The organism is Pacificoceanicola onchidii, assembly GCF_004804335.1.
GTDB lineage: Bacteria > Pseudomonadota > Alphaproteobacteria > Rhodobacterales > Rhodobacteraceae > Pacificoceanicola > Pacificoceanicola onchidii.
In genome coordinates, this window is record NZ_SRXY01000001.1 from 427997 (window position 1) to 453744 (window position 25748).

Annotated in this window: 28 protein-coding genes and 1 tRNA gene; 13 read left to right on the forward strand and 16 right to left on the reverse strand. The window is 61.9% G+C overall.

Going from position 1 to position 25748, the window contains the following annotated elements; translation table 11 throughout:
• Positions 1–178 precede the first annotated feature (178 nt).
• The 3 genes from E4662_RS02060 to E4662_RS02070 all read right to left on the reverse strand — a co-directional run bounded on the left by E4662_RS02060 (position 179) and on the right by E4662_RS02070 (position 2839).
• Positions 179–769, reverse strand: coding sequence for a hypothetical protein (locus E4662_RS02060; protein ID WP_136439603.1), 591 nt, complete (start codon positions 767–769; stop codon positions 179–181).
• A 109-nt stretch (positions 770–878) separates the two neighbouring features.
• Complete coding sequence (gene nagA, locus E4662_RS02065; RefSeq protein ID WP_136439604.1) at positions 879–1991, reverse strand: N-acetylglucosamine-6-phosphate deacetylase; 1113 nt, start codon at positions 1989–1991, stop codon at positions 879–881.
• A complete protein-coding gene (locus E4662_RS02070; protein ID WP_136439605.1) occupies positions 1988–2839 on the reverse strand; it encodes a glucosamine kinase nucleotide-binding domain-containing protein in 852 nt (283 codons plus the stop codon). Before E4662_RS02070 ends, nagA begins: the two co-directional genes overlap by 4 nt.
• A 165-nt stretch (positions 2840–3004) precedes the next feature.
• On the opposite strand from E4662_RS02070, the gene E4662_RS02075 reads away from it, so the two are divergent.
• The 3 genes from E4662_RS02075 to E4662_RS02085 all read left to right on the forward strand — a co-directional run bounded on the left by E4662_RS02075 (position 3005) and on the right by E4662_RS02085 (position 5771).
• Positions 3005–3658: a hypothetical protein gene (locus E4662_RS02075; protein ID WP_136439606.1), complete on the forward strand. Its 654-nt coding sequence runs from the start codon at positions 3005–3007 to the stop codon at positions 3656–3658.
• 198 nt (positions 3659–3856) lie between these two features.
• A complete protein-coding gene (locus tag E4662_RS02080) occupies positions 3857–5161 on the forward strand; it encodes a glycosyltransferase family 2 protein (RefSeq protein ID WP_136439607.1) in 1305 nt (434 codons plus the stop codon).
• A gap of 49 nt (positions 5162–5210) precedes the next feature.
• Positions 5211–5771 carry a cupin domain-containing protein gene (locus E4662_RS02085; RefSeq protein WP_240705092.1) on the forward strand — a complete coding sequence of 187 codons (561 nt, stop codon included), beginning with the start codon at positions 5211–5213 and terminating at the stop codon, positions 5769–5771.
• A 44-nt stretch (positions 5772–5815) separates the two neighbouring features.
• Here the strand turns inward: E4662_RS02085 and E4662_RS02090 are convergent.
• From E4662_RS02090 to E4662_RS02100, 3 genes are all read right to left on the reverse strand, one after another.
• Positions 5816–5901 (reverse strand) — tRNA-Leu (locus E4662_RS02090).
• Positions 5902–5964: 63 nt separating this feature from the next.
• Positions 5965–6507: a tetratricopeptide repeat protein gene (locus E4662_RS02095; protein WP_136439608.1), complete on the reverse strand. Its 543-nt coding sequence runs from the start codon at positions 6505–6507 to the stop codon at positions 5965–5967.
• A 30-nt stretch (positions 6508–6537) separates the two neighbouring features.
• Positions 6538–7008: an Lrp/AsnC family transcriptional regulator gene (locus tag E4662_RS02100; RefSeq protein ID WP_136439609.1), complete on the reverse strand. Its 471-nt coding sequence runs from the start codon at positions 7006–7008 to the stop codon at positions 6538–6540.
• A gap of 144 nt (positions 7009–7152) precedes the next feature.
• Here E4662_RS02100 and putA point away from each other — a divergent pair, with 144 nt between their 5' ends.
• Both putA and E4662_RS02110 read left to right on the forward strand, forming a co-directional pair.
• On the forward strand, positions 7153–10596 hold the full coding sequence (gene putA / locus E4662_RS02105) for a bifunctional proline dehydrogenase/L-glutamate gamma-semialdehyde dehydrogenase PutA (protein WP_136439610.1): 3444 nt from the start codon (positions 7153–7155) through the stop codon (positions 10594–10596).
• A 45-nt stretch (positions 10597–10641) separates the two neighbouring features.
• Positions 10642–11385, forward strand: coding sequence for a rhomboid family intramembrane serine protease (locus tag E4662_RS02110; RefSeq protein ID WP_136439611.1), 744 nt, complete (start codon positions 10642–10644; stop codon positions 11383–11385).
• Positions 11386–11397: 12 nt separating this feature from the next.
• Here E4662_RS02110 and E4662_RS02115 read toward each other — a convergent pair whose 3' ends face one another.
• The 5 genes from E4662_RS02115 to E4662_RS02135 all read right to left on the reverse strand — a co-directional run bounded on the left by E4662_RS02115 (position 11398) and on the right by E4662_RS02135 (position 14195).
• Positions 11398–12186, reverse strand: a complete 789-nt coding sequence (locus E4662_RS02115) for an inositol monophosphatase family protein (RefSeq protein WP_136439612.1) — start codon at positions 12184–12186, stop codon at positions 11398–11400.
• A 95-nt stretch (positions 12187–12281) separates the two neighbouring features.
• Positions 12282–12593 (reverse strand): hypothetical protein, encoded by a 312-nt coding sequence (locus E4662_RS02120; protein WP_136439613.1) that lies wholly within the window; start codon positions 12591–12593, stop codon positions 12282–12284.
• 295 nt (positions 12594–12888) lie between these two features.
• On the reverse strand, positions 12889–13386 hold the full coding sequence (locus E4662_RS02125) for a MarR family winged helix-turn-helix transcriptional regulator (RefSeq protein WP_136439614.1): 498 nt from the start codon (positions 13384–13386) through the stop codon (positions 12889–12891).
• A gap of 145 nt (positions 13387–13531) precedes the next feature.
• Complete coding sequence (locus E4662_RS02130; RefSeq protein WP_136439615.1) at positions 13532–13795, reverse strand: FAD assembly factor SdhE; 264 nt, start codon at positions 13793–13795, stop codon at positions 13532–13534.
• A 1-nt stretch (position 13796) separates the two neighbouring features.
• Positions 13797–14195 (reverse strand): helix-turn-helix domain-containing protein, encoded by a 399-nt coding sequence (locus tag E4662_RS02135; protein ID WP_136439616.1) that lies wholly within the window; start codon positions 14193–14195, stop codon positions 13797–13799.
• A gap of 99 nt (positions 14196–14294) precedes the next feature.
• On the opposite strand from E4662_RS02135, the gene E4662_RS02140 reads away from it, so the two are divergent.
• Both E4662_RS02140 and E4662_RS02145 read left to right on the forward strand, forming a co-directional pair.
• Positions 14295–15497 (forward strand): pyridoxal phosphate-dependent aminotransferase, encoded by a 1203-nt coding sequence (locus tag E4662_RS02140; protein ID WP_136439617.1) that lies wholly within the window; start codon positions 14295–14297, stop codon positions 15495–15497.
• Between the two features lie 11 nt (positions 15498–15508).
• Positions 15509–15910 carry a hypothetical protein gene (locus E4662_RS02145; protein WP_136439618.1) on the forward strand — a complete coding sequence of 134 codons (402 nt, stop codon included), beginning with the start codon at positions 15509–15511 and terminating at the stop codon, positions 15908–15910.
• Between the two features lie 6 nt (positions 15911–15916).
• Here the strand turns inward: E4662_RS02145 and E4662_RS02150 are convergent, their stop codons facing one another.
• The 4 genes from E4662_RS02150 to E4662_RS02165 are packed head-to-tail and all read right to left on the reverse strand — an operon-like array spanning position 15917 to position 19454.
• On the reverse strand, positions 15917–16600 hold the full coding sequence (locus E4662_RS02150) for a DUF1194 domain-containing protein (protein WP_338113489.1): 684 nt from the start codon (positions 16598–16600) through the stop codon (positions 15917–15919).
• A gap of 7 nt (positions 16601–16607) precedes the next feature.
• A complete protein-coding gene (locus E4662_RS02155; RefSeq protein ID WP_136439620.1) occupies positions 16608–17042 on the reverse strand; it encodes a VOC family protein in 435 nt (144 codons plus the stop codon).
• A gap of 30 nt (positions 17043–17072) precedes the next feature.
• A complete protein-coding gene (locus E4662_RS02160) occupies positions 17073–18467 on the reverse strand; it encodes a surface lipoprotein assembly modifier (RefSeq protein ID WP_136439621.1) in 1395 nt (464 codons plus the stop codon).
• A gap of 3 nt (positions 18468–18470) precedes the next feature.
• Positions 18471–19454: a hypothetical protein gene (locus E4662_RS02165; RefSeq protein ID WP_136439622.1), complete on the reverse strand. Its 984-nt coding sequence runs from the start codon at positions 19452–19454 to the stop codon at positions 18471–18473.
• Between the two features lie 206 nt (positions 19455–19660).
• Here E4662_RS02165 and E4662_RS02170 point away from each other — a divergent pair, with 206 nt between their 5' ends.
• The 6 genes from E4662_RS02170 to E4662_RS02195 all read left to right on the forward strand — a co-directional run bounded on the left by E4662_RS02170 (position 19661) and on the right by E4662_RS02195 (position 25286).
• A complete protein-coding gene (locus tag E4662_RS02170) occupies positions 19661–20452 on the forward strand; it encodes a thymidylate synthase (RefSeq protein ID WP_136439623.1) in 792 nt (263 codons plus the stop codon).
• 40 nt (positions 20453–20492) lie between these two features.
• Complete coding sequence (locus E4662_RS02175) at positions 20493–21005, forward strand: dihydrofolate reductase (RefSeq protein ID WP_136439624.1); 513 nt, start codon at positions 20493–20495, stop codon at positions 21003–21005.
• Positions 20986–21759, forward strand: coding sequence for a hypothetical protein (locus E4662_RS02180; protein ID WP_136439625.1), 774 nt, complete (start codon positions 20986–20988; stop codon positions 21757–21759). The genes E4662_RS02175 and E4662_RS02180 overlap by 20 nt, the downstream gene beginning before the upstream one ends.
• 306 nt (positions 21760–22065) lie before the next feature.
• Positions 22066–24024 carry a DNA topoisomerase IV subunit B gene (gene parE / locus E4662_RS02185; RefSeq protein WP_136439626.1) on the forward strand — a complete coding sequence of 653 codons (1959 nt, stop codon included), beginning with the start codon at positions 22066–22068 and terminating at the stop codon, positions 24022–24024.
• Positions 24025–24066: 42 nt separating this feature from the next.
• The gene (locus tag E4662_RS02190) at positions 24067–24558 is read left to right on the forward strand and encodes a hypothetical protein (RefSeq protein WP_136439627.1); all 492 of its coding nucleotides are present in this window, start codon (positions 24067–24069) and stop codon (positions 24556–24558) included.
• A gap of 41 nt (positions 24559–24599) precedes the next feature.
• On the forward strand, positions 24600–25286 hold the full coding sequence (locus E4662_RS02195) for a hypothetical protein (RefSeq protein WP_136439628.1): 687 nt from the start codon (positions 24600–24602) through the stop codon (positions 25284–25286).
• 1 nt (position 25287) lies between these two features.
• Here E4662_RS02195 and E4662_RS02200 read toward each other — a convergent pair whose 3' ends face one another.
• The gene (locus E4662_RS02200) at positions 25288–25686 is read right to left on the reverse strand and encodes a c-type cytochrome (RefSeq protein ID WP_136439629.1); all 399 of its coding nucleotides are present in this window, start codon (positions 25684–25686) and stop codon (positions 25288–25290) included.
• Positions 25687–25748: the final 62 nt, after the last annotated feature.

A 25748-nucleotide genomic window follows, 5' to 3' on the forward strand; every position in this document is an offset into this window, starting at 1 on the left:
CAAGGCCAGGGCGTTCAAACCCGGCTTGCACGTCTGATCAGATCGAACATCCCCCTTTGGGGCGGTCCGCGCGGGCTTTGTCAGAGCCTAAGCGGTTCAATCCGGTTTTCCAGTTGGTACCGGGGAGGAATCTGCTGCGGGGATGTAAACAAAGGGTTGGGACAGCGTGCGGTGCCCCTTACTCAGGCCCCGCATCTTTCAGCCGCGCACGGGATTCGTCGAGCCGCGTGATGTAGTCTTTTGCATCGCCATACTCCAGGAACCCGGCATAGCGCGGATGCGATCCGGCAACCTTGGAGGCGTGTTTGATCGGGCACCAGAAGGCCTCTGTCCGCCCCGCCACCTCGCGCACGTAGGCGACAACCCCGTTGCAGTAACCGCAATAGGCGCAATAGATTTTCTGAAAGACGTTGAGATAGGCCAGCAGATGGCGGTCGATTTTGACATATGCGCTGCGGCGGACAAGCGGGATGCCGTAGACCGGAAAACAGATCCACATGTAGAGCGTGACCCAGAGGTCAATGATGGCGAATGGCACGATCAGGCTGAAGATCACCGGCCCGGTGAGCAATTGCCCGATGGGCGTGCGGTGGCGCAGTTCCTTTAGCGTGACACGGTGCTTGCGGTGCTCTGTGCGGGTTTCGGGATCGAAATGAGGCTTGCCGCCTTTCATCTTGAAGCAGCCGTCACAGGCGCGGCGGGCGCGTTCCGCTTCAAGCTCTGCTTCCAATTCGCTGATACGTTGGGAAATTTCTTCTGCACGGGACATGGGAAAACCTGAATTCTGTTCGCCGGCGCATCCTAAAGGGTTTCAACGGGAGGGTGAATCGCAAATTCCTTCGAAGGAATTTGCAAAAGTCATGGATGACTTTTGTCCGCTAGAGCCGAACGCCGCGCCGCCAGACGCCGCGCAGGTCAAAGTTCTCGGAGAGCCAGACCATATCCGCCGCCGCGCCCGGTGTCAGACGGCCTGCATCAAGCCCTGCGATCTCGGCCGGGATGCGCGTGGCCATGGCGAGCGCCTGGTCGGGCGGAATGTCGAGAGCGGTCACGTTGCGGATGGCCGTGGCGAGGTCCAGATCAGCGCCTGCAAGCGTGCCGTCTTCCAGCGTCAGCCGCCCTTCCGCGCGCAACACAGTGCGACCGTTGAGAGAAAAGCCCTGCGCATCGCTTCCGGCCACGGCCATGGCGTCACTCACCAGAAAGACCTGCCCCGGCCCCTGTTTGGCTGCCAGCGCAAGCGCCATGGTGGCCGGATGCACGTGGATGCCGTCGGCGATCAGCCCGGCGGAGAGGCGGCCATCGGCCAGCGCCGCACCCGCGAGACCGGGCGCGCGGGAGGTGATCTGGCTCATGGCGTTGAACAGATGCGTGACGCAGCGCGCCCCCGCGCCTGCCGCCGCCTGCGCCGTTGGAAAATCGCAATCGCTGTGGCCGAGCGAGACCAGACCGCCTGCACCTGCAAGCCGGGCGATTTGGTCTGGCGTCACGGTTTCAGGCGCGACGGTGATCTTGAGCAAAGGCAGGAAGGATGCCGCCTCCAGCAGCAGCGCCAGATCGCTTTGTGTCATGGGGCGGATGAGATCCGGATCATGCGCCCCGGCTTTTGGACGGGCGAGGTGCGGGCCTTCGAGATGCAGACCGGCTATGCCCGGCACGCCTTGCGCGATGGCGTCCCGGACGGCGGTGATGGCGGCGGCTGTGATCTCTGGCGTGTCGGTGATCAGGGTCGGCAGGAAGGTGGTTGCGCCGAGCCGCGCGTGGGCCTCGGCCATGATCCGAAGGGTTTCGACATCGGGGCTGTGGTTGAACATGCGCCCGCCGCCGCCGTTCACCTGCAGATCGACAAAGCCGGGGACAAGCAGCCCGCCGTCAAGCGTGACGGTCTCGCCTGCGCCGTGCTCGGCGATGGTACCCTCCGACACGACCAGCGGGCCGTCGCGGAACGCCTTCCCGTCAAAGATCCGTGCGCCTGTGTAGACCTGCGTCATGTCCTGCGCTCCGCCAGCATCAGAGCGCCGTCGAGGGCGCTGCCTTTAGGCTCTCTCAGAGAGGCTTGCATCGGCTCCGGCAACCAAGCCGCGTAGCGTGGGCCGAGGCCGCCGGTGAGCACCACAGGCTCAACGCGCCAGCCGAGGGCCATCAGCCCGTCCGAGATGTACCCCGCGCCGCGCATCAAAAGAGTTGTCGCCAAAGCATCCCCCGCGCCCGCCGCAGCGGTGATGTCCGGGGCCAGTTCGGCCAGCGCCTGTGGGCTGGCCTCCAACCCAAAGGTAATCACCCCGGCAGGACCGCCGAACCGGGTCAGGAGCGCGTGGCCCAGATCGCTTTGAGGACCAAACCCGTCCTGTGCGCGCAGCGCGGCGCTCAGCATCTCGCGGCCAAGCCACGCGCCGGAGGCCTCATCGCCGAGCCGCAGACCGTAGCCGCCCTGATAGCGCACCGCCCCGTCCGATTGCCGCGCCAGGAACGAGCCGGTGCCCAATGCTGCGAGACAGCCGTCCTCTGTGCCGAGTGCCCCGGCCACCGCCGCCGCGCGGTCCTCTTCGATCACGGCGCGTGGCAGGCCAAGACCAGATCGGATTTGGGCGGCGATCTGCGGTCCGGTGACCCCGGCGAGGCCGATATAGACCTGCGCCGCAGCGCGCTGATCCGGTGTCAGACCCGCCTCTTGCGCAAGGCTGTCCAGAACCGCGCGCAGGCGGGTGACGCATAAATCGGGATGAGACGAGGCATTGGCCCCCGACCCCTCCACTTCGAAGCGGGTCCCCCCCACACGGGCGGCCGCGCGGCAGAGCGTTCCGCCGCCGTCAACGCCGATGAGGACTGTCTTTGTCATGAAATGCCACCCAAAACTGCGCCCCGATCCGGGTGTTGCCGTCCGTTTTAAGTCAGGCCACGTGGCTTTTCCACCGGCTTGTGCCACGAGGCGTTTTGCACCTTATCCGGAAAGGGACTGCCCCACTCGGCTACCGTCGGTCAGGGGAACAGGGGGGGATGTGTCTTGAAACTGACCGGATGGATTGCCGCGCTTGCGCTGCTTGTCAGCCCGGTTGCCGCTCAGGCGACCACATACATACAACTGCTGATCGATGATCCGGCACATATTCTGGATGGCGCAACGGTCGAGACCAGCATCACCGGCCTTCTGACCTGGGAAAGTCCGGCGGCGTTTACCGGTGGATACGAAGCATACCAATATGCTGGCGTTGGTGGGGATTGGGTCACCACGATTTCCGGGGCCATTGGCGCGGGCGCGCTTTGGAATGGCAGCTACACTTACAAACAGACAGGCGGTCCTTCTCAACCGGGTATGTACTGGAATGGCGGAACCATCTTTAGCCCGCAACGGATCGGCACCACGGGGGCCGGATCGGTGGCGGAATGGACCAATGGATTTCGCAGCTTCAACTTCTCCGTGACCTCTTATGGCAACGCTGCGCCGCCGCCTGACGGCACCGAGGTCAACCTGACGGGCGCGGTTTTCTCCGCCTATCTTTTGGCGTCTCAGGGGACCGGCGGGGCGGCAAGCTTTTCTGATCCTGCGGGAGCCACGCTGACCGCTGGCACGCTCTCGGCGGTGCCTCTGCCCGGCGCGTTCGGGCTTTTGCTTCTGGCTGGTGGCGGGCTCGGGATTGTCCGGCGCAGGCGCGGTTGAGACGGCTTCTGCGGGCTTGAATTCACCGGCACGCACAGCCGGAGCGGATCGCTCATTGTCGCACCATACGGAAATATGAAAACGGAAAGCTTGCTACCTATGGTGGTGGGCTTGAAAGCCATCGCGCAATGCGTCAGAATCGCATGACGACCAAGTCACTTGGGACATATTGGTTTTCTTGTTGGACGCGCTCTTCCCATGACGACCTTTTTGGTTATTTGCCCAACCTTCAACCACGCCGACGCGCTGTTCATGTCAATCTCGAGCGTCCGGGCGCAGGACTTCACTGACTGGGAAATGGTTGTGATTGGCGATGGCGCGCCTGAGCGCACCGCCGAGATTGTCGAGCAGTTCTCAAGGCAGGATGACCGGATCCGCTACGTGGCGCAGCCCAAGGGGCCGCGGTATGGCGAGGCCTACAGGGATCCCGTTATTCGCGAAAGCGCGGCAAAGTACGTGTGTCATTTGAGCGATGATGACCTGTGGGCGCCGGATCATTTGTCGATCATGCTCGGACTGCTGGAAGAGGCCGATTGGGTAACGCAGTCAGAGATCAGGTTGCTTCCAAACGGGGCCGTGCAATGGGGCGCGCTCAACCACGGAGTGCCGTCGATCCGCGAGGCGGTACGGCGCCACAGTCACCTGTCGAGCGGGCTGAACTACGTCGCCTACCGCCGCCAAACCTATGTCGATCTGCCGGTGGGCTGGGAGGATGCGCCCTGGGAGTACGGCCAGTCCGATCTGTACATGTGGGCCAAGTTCATGCACGCGGGTGATTTGCGTATTGCCAGCACCGGCGCCTCTGGCGCGCTGAAACTGACCAGCCATACGCCGGAACGGTTTGCCGCGACACCCGAGGCGCGGGCCGTTGAACTGGGGACCTGGCTGGCCAGGATCGGACGGCCCGGATTTCTGAACCAGATGAAGCGCGAGGCCAGCATCCAGTTCAAGATTGCCCGGCTGTTTTCGGCCTGTGGCGGTGCGATGGCGCAAAGCGTTGAGGAGGCCTGTGCCATGGCGGGGCTGCGGCTTTGCGAGCCCGATGCGCAACCGAATATCGCCGTGAACGGCGCGCCGATGGATCTTGGCCTGATGCCCGCACAGCGCAAGGAGGCGGAGAATGCCTGGCTCGCGCTGCGCTGTCTGGCGAGGGGCGAGGAGAACGCCGCGCCCAAAGAGCTTCTGGCGCAGTCCCTTGGCAAAGATCGCGGCGCATGGATCAAGACGCTGCACATCCTGAACCAGGACCATCCGGAGGCGGCGCTGGCGGGTGTGGATCTGCTGGAGCAGGCAGTGCCGGACTCGGATCGCCCCGCGCATTTCCTCCGCATGGTGCTTCTCGCGCGCACGGGCGACACCGCCACCGCACAACGCCTGTTGAACGAGACGCCGGAGACATGGCAGGACGGGGCTGATTTTGCCAACGCCCGGAGCGTTGTCACGTCGTTTGCCAGCCCGTCCGCCATGCGTCCCTGGCAAAAACAGACAAAGCCACAAAAGTGACCTCGCAAATACCCGTTTACCGCGTTCCGCATTTGAGATCGGATGAGCCATGACCAAAATTCAAGACAACCTGCTCGAAAAAACCATTGCGGCCGCGCAAGCCGACCAACGCACCGTGTCAGACCAAGGCGAGCCTGTGCGCACCCTGCCCGATGGCATGACACAGCGCATGTCGCGCAAGCACATTGATGATCGCGGCTCGATTATCGAGATGTTCGACAAACGCTGGGATTGGCACCCGGATCCTGTCGAGTTTGTCTATCGCTTCACCATTCGCCCGGGCGTGGTCAAAGGCTGGGGGCTGCATCAGCACCATGAAGACCGCTACTTCCTGTTGCAGGGTGAAATGGAGCTGATCCTCTATGACGTGCGCCCCGAAAGCAGCACCTACGGACAGGTGTCCAAGATCGTTCTGAGCGAAGATCAACCCAGCATCGTAAACGTGCCGCGCAATGTCTGGCACGCGGATCACAATATTGGCGACAAGGACGTGCTGGTGGTGAACTTTCCGACGATTCTCTACAACCACGGTGCGCCGGACAAGCTACGCCTGCCGCTTGATACGCCGCTTATCCCTTACGATTTCGGGCCGGATGCCAAAGGCTGGTGACCTCGTTTTGCGCAGGGTCGCGTCGCTCTTTGCCTTTTAATAGCTGGTACCCACGGCCGGACTCGAACCGGCACGGCACTAAGGCCTAGAGATTTTAAGTCTCCTGTGTCTACCATTCCACCACGCGGGCCAGCGCCCCCTGTCTACCAAGCGCGGGGCGGAAGTACAGAGGGAATGGCACGCTTAAAAGCGATCAAAGCTTGTCTTCGGCAGGCGTCTTGAGCAACCCGCGTTCCGGCAACCATGGATTGAGCGCAAGCGCCGCGCGCAGCGTCTCTTGCCCCTCGTCTTCGCGCCCGAGCCGCATCAGGGTCAGCGCCTTCCCCGACAGCGCCCCGACATGCGCCGGGTTGATCCGCAGCGCCTCGTCCAGATCCGGCAAAGCGGCCAGATAGTTGCCGCGCAGAAAGGACGTGAAGGCGCGCTGGTTGTAGCCTTCGGCATAGAACGGGCAGTAGCCGATCAGCGCGTCAAACCGCGCTTCGGCCTCGTCCCAATCGGAGACGCGCTGCGCCGAGCGGCCTTCGTCCAGCATCCGCCCGCTGGCCTCATCCGGAGTCTGGAGCCACAGCGTCCAGAGTTGCGCCGTCAGGCCCCGCGCTGTCATGTAGTTGGGCGCCGCCTGCAAGTTTTCCAGAAGCTGTGCCTGTTCGGCTTCGATTTTCGGCGCGACCGGGCAGCCATCGGCCAGGGCCGCGCTGGCCATGACGGCCAGAAGAGCAGAGGTTTTCCACATGATCCAAGCCTCCCCGCGCAGGCGCAAAAATCAAATCACATCCGCGAGACCGTCGTCCTTGACCGCCTGCATGGCAACATAGGTCGAGGTGACGGACATGCCCGGCAAGCTCGAAAGTTTTTCTGCCAGAAACCGCCGATAGGCGCGCATGTCGGCGGTGCGCACCTTGAGGAGGTAGTCGAAATTCCCGGCAATCAAGTGCGCCGATTCTACCTCCGGGATCGCGGCCACAGCGGTGTTGAACGCCTCGAGCGCGGCTTCGCGGGTGTCGTTCATACGCACTTCGACAAAAGCCACGTGATCAAGCCCGAGCCGGATCGGATCGAGGATCGCGCGGTAGCCGCGAATAACACCGCTTTCCTCAAGCCGTTTGAGGCGCGCCTGCGTGGGCGACTTTGACAATCCGATCCGGCGCGCCAATTCTGTAACAGAGACGCGGCCCTCTTCTGCCAGAACCCTGAGAATCGCGTGATCGAAGCTGTCGAGATCTTCCGTCTTCATCGGCCTTCCAATCGCCAAATATCTTTTCACTTTTCCTGCGAGTTATGGCATTTTTCGCCATTTCGCCTGAACTTCCCCCAATCATAAGGCAAAAGTCCTGCAAAGAATAGCATAACCTGAGCCTGTCACTTTGAAAGGCTCGCCATGTCCCTCGATCACACCGTTTCCCGCTCACCGCGCCAGCGGATTCTGCATGGCGCTTATGCCGATGAGGCCGCGACTGTCGAGGCCCTGATCCGGCAGGCGGATCTGTCCGAGACGGACCGCAAGGCCATTGTCGCGCGGGCGGCATCCCTCGTGCGGGACATCCGCGGCACGACCAATCCGGGCCTTATGGAGGTTTTCCTCGCTGAGTACGGGCTGTCGACCGATGAGGGCGTGGCGCTGATGTGTCTGGCCGAGGCCCTGCTGCGCGTGCCGGATGCGGAGACCATCGACGCGCTGATCGAAGACAAGATCGCCCCCTCCGACTGGGGCAAACACATGGGGCATTCGACCTCGCCGCTGGTCAACGCCTCCACTTGGGCGCTGATGCTGACCGGCAAGGTTCTGGACGAAGGCAAACCCAGCCCCGTGGGCGCGCTGCGCTCGGCCATCAAACGACTGGGCGAGCCGGTGATCCGCACCGCCGTCAGCCGCGCCATGAAGGAAATGGGCGCGCAGTTTGTTCTGGGCGAAACCATTGAAAAGGCGATGAAACGTGGATCTGGCATGGAGGAGAAGGGCTATACCTACTCCTATGACATGCTGGGCGAGGCGGCGCGTACCGAAGGGGACGCAAAGCGCTATCATCTGGCCTACTCTCGGGCGATTGGCGCCATCGCAGAGGCCGCCAAGGGCAATGACATCCGCACCAATCCGGGCATTTCGGTCAAGCTCTCTGCCCTGCATCCGCGCTATGACACGTTGCAGAAACAGGCCGTCATGGAAGAGCTGATGCCGCGTCTGCGGACCTTGTGCCAACTGGCGCGCTCTGCCGGGATCGGGCTGAACGTTGACGCCGAAGAGGCGGATCGGCTGGATATTTCGCTCGACGTGATCGAAACGGTTCTGGCCGAACCGTCGCTGAAGGGCTGGGAGGGTTTTGGCGTGGTGGTGCAGGCCTATGGCAAGCGCGCGCCCGCGGTGCTCGACTGGCTGTACGAACTGGCGCAGCGGCTCGACCGCAAGATCATGGTGCGGCTGGTCAAAGGCGCCTATTGGGACACGGAAATCAAGCGCGCACAGGTGATGGGCGTCGATGGCTTCCCGGTGTTCACATCGAAACACGCGACGGATGTGTCTTACATCGCCAATGCCCGCAAACTGCTGGGACAGGCGGATCGCATCTACCCGCAATTTGCCACACACAACGCTCATACGGTTGCCGCGATTTTGCAGATGGCGGACGATATGGGTTTGGATCCAAGCGCTTACGAATTCCAGCGCCTGCACGGCATGGGCGAGACCCTGCATGCTCTGGTCAAGGACAAGGAAGGCACCCGTTGCCGGATCTATGCGCCGGTGGGCGCGCATCGCGACCTGCTCGCCTATCTGGTGAGGCGGCTTCTGGAGAATGGCGCGAACTCGTCTTTTGTGAACCAGATTGTCGATGAAGATGTACCGCCAGAGGTGGTCGCGGCTGATCCGTTTGATCAGCTGGAGCCCGCGGAGCTGACCACCGGGCCGGATTTGTTTGCACCGGAGCGGGCCAATTCCATGGGGTTCGATCTGCGGGATCGGCCGACTTTGGAGACAATCGAAGCGGCCCGGGAGGCCTTTGCCGGACATCAGTGGTCGGCTGGCCCGCTGGTCGCGGGGGATGCGGTGACGGGCGCACAGACACCCGTGAAAAACCCGGCGATGCCCTCCGATACGGTTGGCGCTGTCACATGGGCCACGCCGGAAACCGTGGCGCAGGCGGCGGACGCGGCGGCGCCATGGGATGCCAGTCCCGAGACCCGCGCGGCGGTGCTGAACAAGGCCGCGGACCTTTATGAGGCGCATTATGGCGAGCTGTTCGCCCTGCTGCACCGGGAAGCGGGCAAGTTGATGCTGGATGCGGTGGCGGAACTGCGCGAGGCGGTGGACTTCCTGCGCTACTACGCGGCGCGCAGCGCGGGCGATCCGGCGCAGGGCGTCTTTACCTGCATTTCACCGTGGAACTTCCCGCTGGCGATCTTTTCCGGGCAGGTTGCGGCCGCGCTCGCTGCGGGCAACGCGGTTCTGGCCAAACCGGCTGAGCAGACCACGCTGGTGGGCCATCGCGCCGTGCAACTCCTGCACGAGGCGGGCGTGCCGCTGAGCGCTCTGCAACTGCTGCCCGGCGCAGGCGAGGTTGGCGGGGCGTTGACGTCCAACGCGAATACCGACGGGGTTGCCTTCACCGGCTCCACCGAGACCGCGCAGATCATTCACCGCAGCATGGCCAAGCACCTCGCCCCCGGCGCGCCGCTGATTGCGGAAACCGGCGGGCTGAATGCGATGATCGTCGACAGCACCGCCCTGCCGGAGCAGGCGATTCAGGCCATCGTCGAAAGCGCCTTCCAATCGGCGGGCCAGCGCTGCTCAGCCCTGCGTTGCCTTTACGTGCAGTCGGACATTGCCGAGCCTTTCCTAGACATGCTGCAAGGCGCGATGGATGCGCTGGTGGTGGGGAACCCGTGGGATCTGACCACGGATCTCGGCCCGGTGATCGACGAAGAGGCGCGCGCCGGCATCGTTGCGCATATCCGCGCGGCGCAGGCGGAAGGGCGGGTTCTGAAAACCTATCCGACACCGGACAGCGGGTACTATGTCGCCCCGACCCTGATCCGGGTGAACGGGATCAGCGATCTGGAGCGGGAGATTTTTGGCCCGGTCCTGCATGTGGCGACATTTGACTCTCAGGAGTTGGACAAGGTCATCGCCGATATCAACGCCACGGGCTATGGGCTGACCTTTGGCCTGATGACGCGGATCGACGACCGGGTGCAGCACGTGACGGAGGCCGTTCATGCGGGCAACATCTACGTCAACCGCAACCAGATTGGCGCGATTGTCGGCTCGCAACCCTTTGGCGGCGAGGGGCTTTCGGGAACCGGCCCCAAGGCAGGCGGGCCGCTTTACGTGGATCGGTTCCGCAAACGCCCTGCCCCGGCCCAAGCCGCAGCCTTTGACAAGGCGCAGGATCCCGGCGCGCTGCAGGCCGCTCTGAAAACACCTAGAAAGCCCCCCGCAGACACGCGCATTGAACTGCCGGGACCCACTGGCGAGGCCAACCAATACGGCACCTTTGCCCGCCCGCCGGTGCTCTGCCTTGGGCCGGGCGCGGCGGCAGAGGCGCAGGCAGAGGCCGTGCGGGCCATGGGCGGACAGGCCGTCGCGGCCACTGGCACACTTGCCCCGGAGGTTTTGGAGACCTTGGGCGGGTTCTCTTCGGCGATCTGGTGGGGAGACGTGGAAAACGCGCGCGCCTATCGTCAGGCTCTGGCCAAACGAGACGGCGCGATCCTGACGCTGATCACCGGTGCGCCGGACCGGGGCCACGCCCGTGCCGAACGCCATGTCTGCATCGACACCACGGCGGCGGGCGGCAACGCCGCGCTGCTGGCCGGAGAGGAAAGCTGACCATACCCCCTTGACCCCGGCCAAACCGGGGTCATTCTGCGGGGCATGTTTCCAATCAGAGATCACAACCCTTCGGGGCGCATTCCTTACGTCACATACATACTGATCATCGCCAATGTCGGCATTTTCCTCAGCATGTGGCACCTGCACGGCGACCAGCGTGCGCTGTTCCGTTTTTATGCCGATTGGGCACTTGTGCCCGCCTTTGTGACCGAAGGTTACGGTTACACGGGCTTTCTCAGCTCCATGTTCTTGCACGGGGGCCTTGCGCACCTGGGCGGTAACATGCTGTTTTTGTTTATTTTTGGTGACAACGTCGAAGATGAGATGGGCCATGGCCCTTACCTGATCTTCTATCTTGCCTGCGGGTTGGGCGCGGGGCTGACGCATTATCTCAGCGGGCCGTATTCTACCATTCCCACGGTTGGCGCATCCGGCGCGATTGCCGGGGTGATGGGCGGTTACCTGCTGCTGTTCCCGAAGGCGCGCGTCGATATTCTGGTGATCCTGATCGTCATTTTCCGCATCATCCCCCTGCCCTCCTGGACCGTGCTGGCGCTTTGGTTCGGCATGCAGCTGTTCGGCGGCTTTGGCACCCCGGCCGGTGCGGGCGGTGTGGCCTATTGGGCCCACGCGGGCGGCTTTGCGCTTGGGGTGCTGTTTGCCCTGCCGCTTTGGCTGCGACTGGGCGGGACGGCGTTCTGGCGGCGCACGGACGGCCATCCGCCGCATCCCGACGCGGATTACACCAATGCGCGCACGCGGATTCCGAAGATCCCGCGCCGTTAAGCCTGTCGAAGATCAGACGGAGCGGATGATCTTGGCGAAGGGATCGAAGATGTTGTTGCTGGCGCAAAGGACCGAGCCGCTGTCGAGCCGGTCCTGATCGGCGCGGACGCCTTCGAGCAACGCGCCCGCTTCCTTGGCGATGAGCGTACCTGCCGCGATGCGATGCAGCTCCATTTCGCGCGCCCAGAAGCCATCGAAGCGGCCTGCGGCGACATAAGCGAGATCAAGCGCCGGGGTACCCCACTGCCGTGCGCCTGCGCATTCCGGCATGAGTTTGGCGAGGTCCTTGATCGTGGCGGGCAGCGTGCGGCGGGTGCTGAAAGGCACTTCGGTGGCGAACAGCGCCTCGTTCATGCGGTGACGGCCAGAGACGCGCATCCGCTTGGAATCGTTGAGCCATGCGCCCGCGCCGCGCTCGGAGTAGAACATCTCGTCTTTAGCCGGATCAAAAATGACGGCGGAGACGATCTGGCCTTTGTGCTCCAGCGCGATGGAGATGCACCAATGCGGCAGACCGTGCAGAAAGTTCGATGCGCCGCCCAGAGGATCCACCAGCCAGCGGCGTGTCGGGTCCTGACCTTCAATTTCACCGCTGCGCCCGCCGAGCCAGCCGTAGCTGCGCACGGTCATCAGCTCTTCTTTCAGGATCTCTTCGGCGGCGGCATCGGCGCGGCTGACAAAATCGCCCGCCCCGCGCTGCGAGACCTGCAGGTTCTCGACTTCGCGGAAGTCTTTGACGAGGCTGCGGCCCGCTTTGCGCGCGGCCTTCATCATGATGTTAAGATTCGCGCTGCCCTGCATCGGTTCGGCCCTTCATAAGCAATCAGGCCGCGCGTATACGCGGCCTGACCTGAAATGCCAAGGGTGTAGCGCCCGCAGCGGGGCGCGGATCGCAATTAGCGGTAAACCACGCCTTTTTCGCCCACCGGGGCGTAGGCGGCCGGAGCCTTGTGGCGCACTTTGTGCTTCTTGCCGCCCGCGCGGTTGATGTACGGCCCGGCGTTCGGGGTGCCGCAGCAGATCACACCGCCCATGGTCACCGGCTGCAGGCCAGCAGGGCACATGTTCGGGGCCTTGTAGCTGTGCACGAGGAAGTTGGAGTTGGGATCGTTTGTCGCGTCGCCCATGTACATGTCACCCCAGGCGAATGCCGCGCCGGCGGTCATTGCAAAGCCTGCCGCGAGGCCGAGTGTTCCAAGAATACGCATGATGTCCCCCATCGTGACCGGAAAAAGTGTGGTTGTTTGCAACGCAGGCTATCAGTCGGGTCGCTCAAGTCAATTTTTTACTGTGTGAAATCGGGGATTTGATCGAAATTCCCGAGCGATCCCGCGCAACCGCGCCGCAAGCAAGGGAAGGAATCCGGGGAATGACGGGAGGGGCGCCGCAAAGGGGCGCGGGCAAGAGCAGGAGCCTGAACGGCCTTCTGCCGATCCGTTCGCTCTGCCGGTTTTTCGTGGCCGCGCGGCGTTCTGCCTGCGATTGTCGGCCTGACGACGGGGTTTAGTAGATGTAACGGATCTGATCCGTCCAGTAGCGCTCGACACGGCGCAGCGAGGTTGTGATCTCATCAATGCCGTCGATGCTCAGCACGCCTTTGCCCTGAAGTCCTTCGGCATGGCGCTGGAACAGCTCAGCGACGATGTCACGGATTTCGCGCCCCCGCTGGGTGAGACGCACACGCACGGAGCGGCGGTCAATCTCACAGCGCTGATGGTGCATGTAGCCCATTTCGACCAGCTTTTTCAGGTTATAGCTCACGTTGGAGCCCTGATAGTAGCCGCGCGATTTCAATTCGCCCGCCGTCACCTCGTTGTCACCGATGTTGAACAGCAAGAGCGCCTGCACCGCGTTCACGTCGATAATACCGAGCCGCTCGAACTCATCCTTGATCACGTCCAGCAAGAGCCGGTGGAGCCGTTCCACGAGGCTGAGCGCGTCAAGATAGCTGGCCATGTACCCTTGCTCAGAGGGCTTGGCCATCGAAGAATGTATACTCATATCGGTCTCCGCCTGATTTGAACTGAGCGGAAACTGAAGGGGAAAGACCAATATAGCGTTAAATGGCTGCGATAATGTGGAAAATGCGACGTATATTTTCGCCGCATTTCAATCGAACGTCGCGGATTGCCCCTGCGGGGATGCTTCAGCCCGCCCCGGAGGCCACGTCGCGGATGCTTTCGACCAGCGGCGCATGGGCCTCGGGCGCAGGCACCTGGCCGGAGATCCACTGGTACAGATCCTGATCGTTTTCAGACAGAAGTGCCTCGTAGGCGTCCAGTTCCGGATCGCTCATGCCCGCAAGCCGCGCATTGCTGTAGCGGATCAGGAGAATGTCCATCTCCTTGGTTCCGCGCCGCATGGAGCGCATGGCAAGCCGTTTCTTGCGGGTTTCGCGATCTTCAACCATTTCAGCCGTTTTCCTTCAAAAGCAGGCGCAAGGATTTCTCGAGGCGCCCCAGTTTGTCTGCCTGTGATTTCATTTTGACCCGCATGGCGCGAATCTCGCCCAGGATGTCGGACATTTCCGGCGTGATCGTTTCGTCTTCGGGTGCGCTGAGGCCCTCGCCTTCACCGGTGATCAGCCAGACCATCGAGACGTTGAGCACACCCGAAAGCATGGAGAGCTTGTTGGCGCGCGGCTCCGAGACGTCATCTTCCCAGCCTTGCAGGGTGGACAATTTGACGCCCAGACGCTTGGCCAGAATCTGTTGAGTCATGCCAGCGGCTTCGCGCCCGGCAGCAAGACGATCACCGAAGGTGGCCGCTTCCGGCCCATACCAGTCGATTTCAGCGGTGGTGTCAGTCATAACTTCCTTCCTTCCGGGGCTTGCCCGTTGCTAAGGCTGGACAATGATCGGGTCCAGACCCTATGACAGACTGCGGCACATTACAAACGGATGACCCGCATGTCTTTCCTTTCCAAAACGCTGGCCCGCGTCTCGCCGTCTCCCACGGTGGCGATCTCGCAGCTGGCTCGTGACCTGGCCGATCAAGGCCGGGATATCATCTCCCTCAGCGCTGGCGAGCCCGACTTTGACACGCCGGACAACATCAAGGCCGCTGCGATTGCGGCGATTCAGGGTGGGAAAACGAAATACACGGCACCCGATGGCATTCCCGAGCTGAAACAGGCGGTCTGTGACAAGTTCAAGCGTGAGAACGGGTTGGATTACAAGCCGTCGCAGATCTCCGTCTCCACGGGCGGCAAGCAGGTGCTTTACAACGCGCTTCTGGCCACGCTGAACCCCGGCGACGAGGTGATCATCCCGGCCCCTTACTGGGTGTCCTACCCGGATATGGTGCGGCTTGGCGGTGGCGAGCCGGTGATCGTCAAGGGCGAGCGCCAGATGGGCTACAAGATCACGCCCGAAGCCCTGGAAGCGGCCATCACCCCTGCGACGAAGTGGTTCATCTTCAACTCGCCGTCGAACCCCACCGGCGCGGGCTATACGCGCGATGAGCTGAAAGCGCTGACTGACGTGCTGATGCGCCATCCGCATGTCTGGGTCATGTCGGACGATATGTATGAGCACCTTGCTTATGACGGCTTCGCGTTCTGCACGCCTGCTCAGGTGGAGCCGGGCCTGTATGATCGGACGCTGACGGTGAACGGCGTGAGCAAGGCCTATGCCATGACAGGCTGGCGGATTGGCTACGCCGGCGGGCCGGAGCATCTGATCGCCGCCATGCGCAAGCTGCAATCACAAAGCACCACGAACCCTTCGTCGATCTCGCAATGGGCGGCGGTCGAAGCGCTGAACGGGCCGCAGGATTTCCTGGCCGAGCGCAATGACGCCTTCCTGCGGCGGCGGGATCTGGTTGTGGCCGGGCTGAACGGCTGCGACGGCATCACCTGCCCGGTGCCGGAAGGGGCGTTTTATGTCTATCCGGACATTTCGGACTGCATCGGCAAGACCAGCAAAGGCGGCACAGCGATCAGCGACGACGAGGCGTTCTGCAAAGCGCTGCTTGAAGAGCATGGCGTGGCCGTAGTCTTTGGCGCGGCCTTTGGCCTCTCGCCCTGTTTCCGGGTGAGCTATGCGGCCTCTGACGCACAGCTGACCGAGGCCTGCGCCCGGATCAAGGCGTTCTGCGACGGTCTGAGCTGAAGGGGAACGCGATGTCCACCGATCTGCCCGAGTTCTATTTCCGCACGCGTGACAATGGCGCGATGGTTTTCCGCGTGGACACGGAAAACCGTCAACGCCGGATCGATCTCGACCAGATTGCCGTGGTCAACCTGAACAAGGGCGAAATCCGCCCGCACGGGGATCACGTGCTGACCGAGGCCGAGGTTGACGCCATCGAGACATGGATGGCCGAGCGCAAAGCAGCATTGGCTGCGCGCGAAATCGACGATATTCGGCGCACGGTGGATCATCTGCACCAAGTGGCGCAATGGGCGCAAAGCCGGGCGGAGCCGGAGGCTTTGGAGGCGGTGACAGATGAGCTTCTGCTGGCCATGCACGATCTGCGGCTCGTGCTGGTCCGCCGCAAGGCGGACCGGGTTCTCAAGGGGTGACGGCGGTCACCTCAAAGCCCCGAAAATCCGCACCTTGATCTCGCGCAGCAGCTTGCGCTGCATGGCTTCGAAAAAGCCAGCGTAGCCGTCCGAGGTTTCGACAAAGGCCCCCGGCCCTTTCAGCACGAAGAACTCGTAGTGATCCTCGACCGCCGGGTCGGCGCCCAGCACCGCGAGCGCGTTCACCGTCACCCCGTCAAAGGGAAAGTGCTTGTAGGCCAGTTCCGGACCGAAGCCGTCGTTGGTGATGCCGTCCCCGGATACATCGATCACCTGCCGGTCGCAGCGCGGGGCGCGTTGCAGCAGCGTGGCGCCATAACCCAAGGCATAGCCCAGCGCCGTGGGGAAGCGGGCGTAAGAGCGGCGGGCGCTGCGCAGCGTTTCCGCAGCGGTTTCAATGTCCGCCTCGCTGCGGAGCATGGTCCAGTCGAGGATCACCACCGATTGCCGCCGTCCGCTCCATTCATACGCCGCCAGCGCAACGGATCCGCCGCCTTCGGAGAGGATCGCCGCCTTGACCTCGGGCGACAGCAAGGCCTGCGCCGTGCCGTCCCGTTGCAGCGCGTATTCCTCCGCGTCCACCGAACTGGACACGTCCATCGCCAAGAGCAAGGCCAGACGGCAATGGCCCTGTGCCCATGCCGCGCCCGGCAATGCACAGAGCAGTAAGAAAGCGATCAGCGCCCGCAAGGCGATCTCACCAGTGCCCGGTGTTTTCCATGGAGGCCCATGGCTCCTGCGGCGGCAGCGACTCGCCCTCTTGCAACAATTCGATCGAGACATTGTCGGGCGAGCGGACAAAGGCCATGTGGCCATCGCGCGGCGGGCGGTTGATGGTGATCCCGGCGTCCATCAGCGACTGGCACATCTCGTAGATGTTCTCCACCGTGTAGGCGAGGTGGCCAAAGTGGCGCGAATCCGACGGCAGACTGTCATCGCCGTCCCAGTTGTAGGTCAGTTCCACATCCGCATGGCCATCCGCCTGATCGGGTGGGCAAAGGAAAACCAGCGTGAACCGCCCGGCCTCGCTTTCCTTGCGATTGCGTTCAATCAGCCCAAGCCGCTTGTAAAAGTCGATGGATGCATCAAGGTCTTTGACCCGGACCATCGTGTGAAGATAGCGCGTTCCCATGGGTTCCTCCCGTCCTGCTCGTGTCAGCCGTCAGAATACCGACTTGAGCCCCAACCGCAAATCGGTGCTTTGCGTTTCATAGAGGGAGTAATTGGAGCTTCTGTCGCGGAAGGAAACCCCGATTTCCGGGGCGAAGCCCATGTAGTCCATTTTCGGCAGCAGCACGTCGAGCGACAGGCCCCATTCCTCGTCCCGGCGCGGATCCACCCACCAGCCAAACGGCGCCTCGGCATAGTCGTCCACCGCGTAGCTGAGCGTCAGGCTCGGCAACATGCCCGCCACCGGGCGCGTGACGCTGTATTTGACCGCCGCCATCTGGCTGCTGCGCTCTACCAGCCGCGAGTCAGAGGCCACATCGGCGGCGCTGAGTTGCAGGCTGATCGCGGCTTTGTCCAGGTGCCGGGTCAGGGTGACGGTGGCTTCCTGCGTTTGCGCACTGCGCTGGCGCGAATCGTGGCGGGTTTCATCCTCGATCCCAAGTTGCAGACGCCCGGTCCAGCCTTCGGCGAGACGGCGGGCGATGCCAAGGTCGAGCCGCGCCGCATCCGAAATATGCTGCCCGCCGCCCCAGTAGCGCGACACGGAGAGCTTGGCAGAGCCGAGCCAGGCCTTGTCCGCGCTCTTGCGCTCATACCCAAGCGAAAAGCCGAGCCGGTCGCGACTGTAGTCGGCATTGTCGATGCCCGGCACCGTATCGCGGGCGGACTTGGAGAAGCGCACCCGTTCGATCCCCGCCGAGGCCCCGAGATTGACCCGACTGTGTTCGCTCAGGGCGAAGCGATAGGTGAAGGCGACATCCCCGCCATAGCGCATCCCGGAGAGCGGCACGGCGGCCGGGTTTTCAAAGGTCAGCCCGGCAAAGGTGAAGGCGTTGGTTTTGGGCGCGCCGTTGAGATTGTCAGACGGCTGCGCATAGAAATTCAGCTTGAGACGCCAGGGCGTGGTGCTCCGAACATGGCGAAAGTCCCGCACCGCAAGCGCGCGGGTCCGGTCATCCGGAGCCACCTGCGCCGCGCGGCGCAGCCAGTATTGCGCAAAGCCCTTGTTGCCGCTGGAGGCTTGCGCCTGCGCCGTGACCAGCGCGGCAAAGAACCGGTCCTTGTCGGTACCCGCCAGCGCGCGCGCTTCGGCGGCCACCGCGTTGGCCTCGTCCAGACGTCCGAGATCGCGCAGGGCACGGCTCTTGAGAACCAGCGCCGGAATGTCTTCCGGCGCGCCTTGCAAAATTCCTTCGGCGAGCAACAATGCCTCTTGCGGGCGTTTGTACTGCAACAGCTGCCCCGCCATGTCCCGCGCCTCTTCGAGACTGACCCGGGCTTCGGCCAAGGCGGCGCGCGGCACAACCGGAGCGCCCGCTATGGCGGCGACACCCAGACACAGGCCAGCGACCCGCAGGGCGCGCCAAAGGCGGCCAAGACCATGCATTGCTTAGCGCGTCGCCACGAAGCCGCCGACTTCGCGAACATCGACCTCGATATACTCGCCGGTGTCCGGGTCAATTCCGATCGGGCCAAGCCCTTCGACAACGACGATGCCGGCCACTTCTTCGCCGTTCGGCCCCGCAAACAGCCCTTCCCATGTCCCCGTAGCGCCAACCCCATTGGTGTTATTGCCGTTGTAGACGGAGGCCGTGGAGCTTTCGATCGTCCAGTTGCTGAAGTCGATCTGTGCCGTGCCCAGCGAGATCCGCTCGTTACTGCCATTCAGATCGTTGATCGGCACACCCGCGTTGTCAAAGAAGGTCCGGTCCGCGATGAACCCTTCGACCGCGCCAATGTCATCGAAATCCTCGATATCGACACGGATGCGCACCGTGCCGATCACATATTGCATTTCAGATCCGGTGGTGGGGTCAATGACCGTACGCACGGCGGCATATTCGCCGTCGAAGATGTAGCTTTCCTCCGCATCGGGCAGCGCGCCCGACCCTTCCAGCCGCTGCGCCGCCGCGCCACCAAAGCCGAAGGTGACATAGTTGTCCGTGCCAACAGCCGTGGCCTGAGCATAGCCCATCTGCGACTGGCGGAAGACTGCGTAGTAGCGGTTCGTCCCTTCAACGTTGCGGTAGGCCGAGAAGCTTGAGCCATTGCCGGTGAAGGCACCCGAAACCCCGGCGTCCCGCGCATAGGTGTTATCGTTGCCATCAAACGGCAGGTTGTTGAGCACAAGCTCACCCGTCGCCGTGTCGAACTCGACGTTGTTCATCGTCAGATCGTCGTTGATGTCGCCGCCATAGGCATCCGGTCCGGTGTTGCCCGTGCCTTCGGTCGGCACGTTTGTCGGCATGGGCTCATCGACGAGCGGCTGCGTCCCGGTGCCAACACCATCGCTCTCGCCATCGCTCGCCGGATTTCCACCCTCACAGGCGGCAAGCACGCTCGCCAGCGCGAGCGCAACAAATGTTCGTTTCATGTGACTGCCTCAGGTCTTGCCCGTTATATTTTGCGGATCAGCCTGCGCGCGAGCGCCGCACATGTCAAATCCCGGCCTGCCTTCGGGCGCAATTTCACCAAATGTGAGGCAATTCAGTCCCTACTGCATCTCGGCCTCCCCCTCCCCCGCTCCACCAGATATAGTCGGCAGCGACTCATACTGTGACGCGCCCCCGGGAGAATTCCATGCAGCAATATCTTGACGCCCTGCGCACCGTTCTGGACCACGGCACGCCGTCTACGGACCGTACCGGCACCGGCACAACCAGCTATTTCGGTCTGCAGGCGCGCTATCCGCTGGCCGATGGCTTCCCCTTGGTGACCACAAAGAAACTGCATCTGAAATCTATCGTGCATGAGCTTTTGTGGTTTCTGGCGGGGGATACGAACATCGGATACCTGAAAGAAAACGGCGTCTCGATCTGGGATGAATGGGCCGATGAAACCGGCGATCTTGGCCCGGTCTATGGCCATCAATGGCGCCACTGGCCGGGGTACAAAGGCGAGATCGACCAGATCGAAACGCTTTTGGAGATGATCCGCACCTCGCCCGATTCACGCCGCCTGATCGTCTCGGCCTGGAACCCCGCCGATGTGCCGGACATGGCGCTGCCGCCCTGTCATACGCTCTGGCAGGTGCGCATTTCGGGCGGAAAACTGCACCTGCAACTCTATCAACGCTCCGCCGATATGTTCCTCGGCGTGCCGTTCAACATCGCTTCTTATGCGCTGCTCGCCCATATGCTGGCCCATGTGACGGGCTATGAGCCGGGCGATTTTGTGCATTCGATTGGCGATGCGCATATCTATTCGAACCATATGGATCAGGTGCGCGAGCAACTCTCCCGCGACACCCGCCCCTTGCCGACCTTGCGCATCACGCGGGACGTGCCGTCGCTCTTTGACTTCCGCTATGACGATTTTGCCTTTGACGGCTATGACCCGCACCCGGCGATCAAAGCCCCCGTGGCCGTTTAGGCCACACATCAAGACTGTGGCTGTATAAAGGACTTCTGACATGCTCACCCTCATCGCCGCCCGCGCCCGCAACGGAGCCATTGGCAAAGACGGAGACATCCCGTGGCACGCGCCCGAAGACCTCGCCATGTTCAAACGCGAAACGCTGGGCGGGGCTTTGATCATGGGGCGCAAGACGTGGGAGTCCCTGCCCGTCAAGCCGCTGAAATCACGGCTGAATGTGGTGGTCACGTCGAACCCGGATTTAACCGAGTTCACCGCACCGTCCGTCGAGGCGGCTTTGGACCTGTGCCGCGCGCAGGGCTACTTCCGCGCCTACGGAATCGGCGGGCAGAGCATCTACGAGGCGCTGCTGCCCTTGGCGGACCGGATGCTGGTGACGGAGGTCGATCTGGACGTGGACGGGGCGGATGCGTTTTTTCCTTCGTTTGACGAAGGGGAGTGGCGCGAAATAGCGTCAGAAGTATTGAGGGAAGAGGGGCCGGGGTGTAGGGTTCGGGAATTGGTGAGATACCAAGCGCAAGAGAACAAGAATGGCTATAAACTCAAATAGAACGCGATCTGTCAAAAGGCTCAACATAGAACTCCACGGGATAAGGAGGGGTATTGTTGAGATTAGAACAGCAAAAGATGATATTGATGGCCACTTAGCTTGGGCGAATACGGCTAGAGGCCTCTATCAGGCCATCAAACTATCCTTAAAAATCATAGAAGCCGATCAAGACTTTTCTTCGTACTACAAACGAAAAAACAACGAACAACGCTTTGATTCTGTTATTCAATTTATTCGCGAGTCTAGAAATCACATCGATCACCCCGAGGATGAGGGGAAAGACAACCTTGTTGGAGGGGAATATCGACCTCACTCTTTCGAGGTCCAGTTTCCCAACGGAAAGCCTTTTGCATCTATTGGACGCAACTCTAGCATTTCGTTTGTAAACTGCTCACTGAACGGTCAACCACTCAATGGCCAAGTAAAATCTGACAGCGAAGGCCAAGGGTTTGCTGCCTATGGAAATATAACAGGAGCAGTGATCGAAGAATCATTCTACCCCGGCACTATATTGACGTCTCAAAAAGAGGTCATTCCGGCACCTTACTGCACCAAGCTTGGCCGAGGCCATACCGCTGAAGAAATCGCTCGCTACGGATTTATTTGGCTGCGCGATATTATTCAAACTGCCATACCTGAAATCAAAAGCACTTTACTTGAATGGCCAGCCAACGGCCCTCGCACTGAAGTGCTTCCCGTTTGCACTCGAAAAGCCGCAAGGCAAAAAAAGAGATCCGGTGAAAAAATCGCATAGCGTAATTCCAGAGGGCCACGCCCGACCCTGGGTGGGCGTTTCACTCCCTTTGTGGCTCGCGTAGCGCTCCAACACTGACCAACGATCCTTTTACATCCAACAGCGCAAAAACGCCCTCCCGGGGGGAGGGTCGGGCGTGGCCCGGGCTTGCAGCCCGCGCCGAAGGGTGTGGAGAGCGACACGGAAAGAGAGGTCCCGGGTCAAGCCCGGGACGGGTGGTGCAAGGGCGCAAACGCAGCCTTCCCCCCCGCCGCGCGCTCTGCCATAATGCCTTTCAATCCCGATAAGAACAAACAGGGCACGAGCATGGCAAACGATCTTCTGCAAGCCGCCGAAGTCAAGGACTACGACGCCTCCTCCATCGAGGTGCTCGAAGGGCTGGAGCCCGTGCGCAAACGCCCCGGCATGTATATCGGCGGCACCGATGAGCGCGCCCTGCATCACATGGTGGCCGAGATTCTCGACAACTCCATGGACGAGGCCGTGGCGGGCCATGCGAACCGGATCGAGATTATCCTTCATGCTGATTACGCAGTAGAAATCCGCGACAACGGGCGCGGCATTCCGATTGATCCGCACCCGAAGTTCCCCGGCAAATCGGCGCTGGAGGTGATCCTCTGCACGCTGCACGCAGGCGGGAAATTTTCGGGTGATGCCTATGAGACCTCGGGCGGTCTGCACGGGGTTGGTGCCTCTGTGGTGAACGCGCTGTCGGATTCGATGGTTGTGCAGGTGGCCAAGAACAAAGAGCTCTATGAGCAGCGATTCTCGCGTGGGATTCCGCTTGGACCGGTGGAAAAGGTCGGCGCGGCCCCGAACCGGCGCGGCACGGCGACGACCTTCCACGCGGATGAGGAAATCTTCGGCCATCACCGGTTCAAACCGGCGCGTCTGTTCAAGATGGTTCGGTCGAAGGCGTACCTGTTCTCCGGCGTGGAAATCCGCTGGAAATCGGAGATTGATGACAAGGAAACGCCGACCGAGGCGACCTTCCACTTCCCCGGCGGTCTGGCGGACTATCTGACAGAGACGCTTGGCAGTTCAACAACTTACAGCGAGAAGCCCTTTGCGGGTGTGGTGGACTTCAAGGAGAAGTTCGGCGTGCCGGGCAAGGTGGAATGGGCGATCAACTGGACCCCGTCGCGCGATGGCTTCATCCAGTCCTATTGTAACACCGTCCCGACGCCCGAAGGCGGCACCCATGAGGCCGGGTTCTGGTCCGCGATCCTGAAAGGCGTGAAGGCCTACGGCGAGCTGATCCAGAACAAAAAGGCGAGCCAGATCAACCGCGATGACCTGATCACAGGCGGCTGCGCCTTGGTGTCCTGTTTCATCCGCGAGCCGGAGTTTGTGGGGCAGACAAAAGACCGTTTGGCGACGACCGAGGCGCAAAGGCTGGTCGAGAATTCCGTGCGGGATCACTTCGACAACTGGCTGGCGTCGGATACGAAATCGGCGGGCGCGATCTTGGATTTTCTGGTGCTGCGGGCGGAAGAGCGTCTGCGGCGGCGGCAGGAGAAGGAAACGGCGCGGAAGTCGGCGACGAAGAAGCTGCGTCTGCCCGGGAAACTGACGGATTGTACCGCGAAAAACCGCGAGGGGACGGAATTGTTCATCGTGGAGGGCGACTCGGCGGGTGGCTCGGCCAAAGGCGCGCGTTTCCGCGAGACGCAGGCTTTGCTGCCGCTCAAGGGCAAGATCCTGAACGTACTGGGGGCGGCGTCGAACAAGCTGACCTCCAACGCGGAAATCCGCGATCTGTGTGAGGCGATGGGGGTTGGACTCGGGACGAAGTTCAACCTCGATGACCTGCGGTATGACAAGATCATCATCATGACGGACGCGGACGTGGACGGCGCGCACATCGCCTCGCTTCTGATGACGTTTTTCTTCACGCAGATGCGGCCACTGATCGACAACGGGCATTTGTATCTGGCCTGCCCGCCTTTGTATCGTCTGACGCAAGGGGCGAAACGGATCTACGTGGCGGATGATCCGGCGAAGGATGCTTTACTGGCCAAGGGATTGGGCGGAAAAGGAAAAATCGACGTGCAGCGCTTCAAAGGCCTGGGCGAGATGGACGCGAAGGACCTCAAGGAGACGACGATGGATCCGGCGACGCGCACGCTTATCCGGGTGACCATCGACGAGGATGAACCGGGTGAAACCGGTGATCTGGTGGAGCGCTTGATGGGCAAGAAGCCGGAGCTGCGGTTCCAGTATATTCAGGAGAATGCGAAGTTCGTTGAAGAACTGGACGTCTGAAGAAACGAATTGCTAACCAAGTTGCGGCACCTTTGTTGCATCATGGAACAGGTCTACTTTCAGCTCCCGCATGACATGCTTGTTGTCGCCGCGCAGATGGCGCGAGAGCGCGACATCACGGTTGGCCAATTGGTGCGTAATCTGTTGGCCTCGGAAATCTCTCGACGCAAGAACGCGAGGCCGCCCAATCGGGCGGACGAACAGCTTGTCGCGCCCTTGCGAGCGCGCCTCGCTCCCGTGATTGCGGAGGCTCAAGGGTGGGACACGCTTCAAAGCCGCCTTGCGGCCATGAATTTCGAGTTCCGCGCAGCCGGTGGCGGTTTGGCCTTGCACCGGCTCAATGGCGAGCGGCTCTGCAAGGCGTCCGAGTTGGGTTTCAGCTACAGCCGCCTCATCGAGCGGTTTCGCGCCCCGTTTCCCGGACACAGCCATACCTGGGTTGCGGAGCGGATTCTGAGCCGCCAAAACGACGAGGCGGATCTGATGGTCATCGACACCGCCGATCAGGGCACCAACACGCATCCAAACCTCTGAATACGCTTGCCAAACAGTGTGAAGCGCCGTTTGATGAAGCCATGCGTATCCTGTTGATCTTGCTCTTGTTCCTCGCCGCCTGCGGTCGTCCTTTGACCCCGTCCGAGACGGCCTATTTGACCGCGCTCCAGGGTGATCAGCTTGACACATCGCGCATACGGATCATCGACGGGCATTTTGCAGGCTCTTTCGTCTACAATATCCCGGTGCGCCCGCGCACAACCTGTCAGGAGCGCATCTGGCCGCCGATCACGGAGGAAAAGACTGCTGAGGTCTCCCCCGCCGCCACGGTGATCTACAATCGGATCCTCTATCGAAAAGATCTGTTCGAAGACAATCTGATGGCCGGATGGCCAGAGCGGATAGATCTGTTCCGGGCCATGCTGCTGGCGCATGAGGCGACCCATGTCTGGCAGTGGCAGAACCGCAAACGGACGGGCTTCACACCGCTCAAAGCGCTGTCCGAGCACGCAGCGAGCGCCGATCCCTACCTGTTTGATCCGGACAACACCCGCGATTTCCTGAGCTATGGCTATGAACAGCAGGCCAGCATTGTCGAAGAGTACGTCTGCTGCCGCCTGCTCGACTCAAAGGCACCACGCACCGCCCGGCTTCGGGCGATGATTGGCAAGCATATGCCCATTGAGGGACTGGATCGCGCACTTGGCAAAGGGGTTGTGCGCCTGCCCTGGGCAGGAGCACAGACGAGAGGCATTTGCAGGCGCTAACCTATTCGATGCGCTGGATTTCCTGCAGGTACGTCACCAGATCTACCACTGGCCGCGAGGTCAGCACCGGCTGGCCGGACGGGGCCTTGATCGGCACATCAAAACTGCCTTCGAAGTAATCGCCAAAGACCGGCATGGGCGAGCCATGGCTGACCAAGGGATCGCGTCCGTCGATCCGCATCACCACGCGCTCCAAGGGAAACCGCCCACCGTTCTGCGCCGAAAGTTCGGTGAGATCGACCGGCTTGATCAACATCACTCCGGCCATCGGCCCATCGCCGCGCCCTTCAAGCCCGTGACAGGTGGCGCAATGGGTGTGGTAGTGCGAGCGGCCTATGTCGGCGTCCTGCGCAAAGGCTGGCATGGCCAGCAGAGCCAGACAGATGAATGGAACTTTCATAGCGTGATCCTCCGTTTGCCCCGCCTTGACATTGGCATGACCGGAGGATCACGTCCTTGACA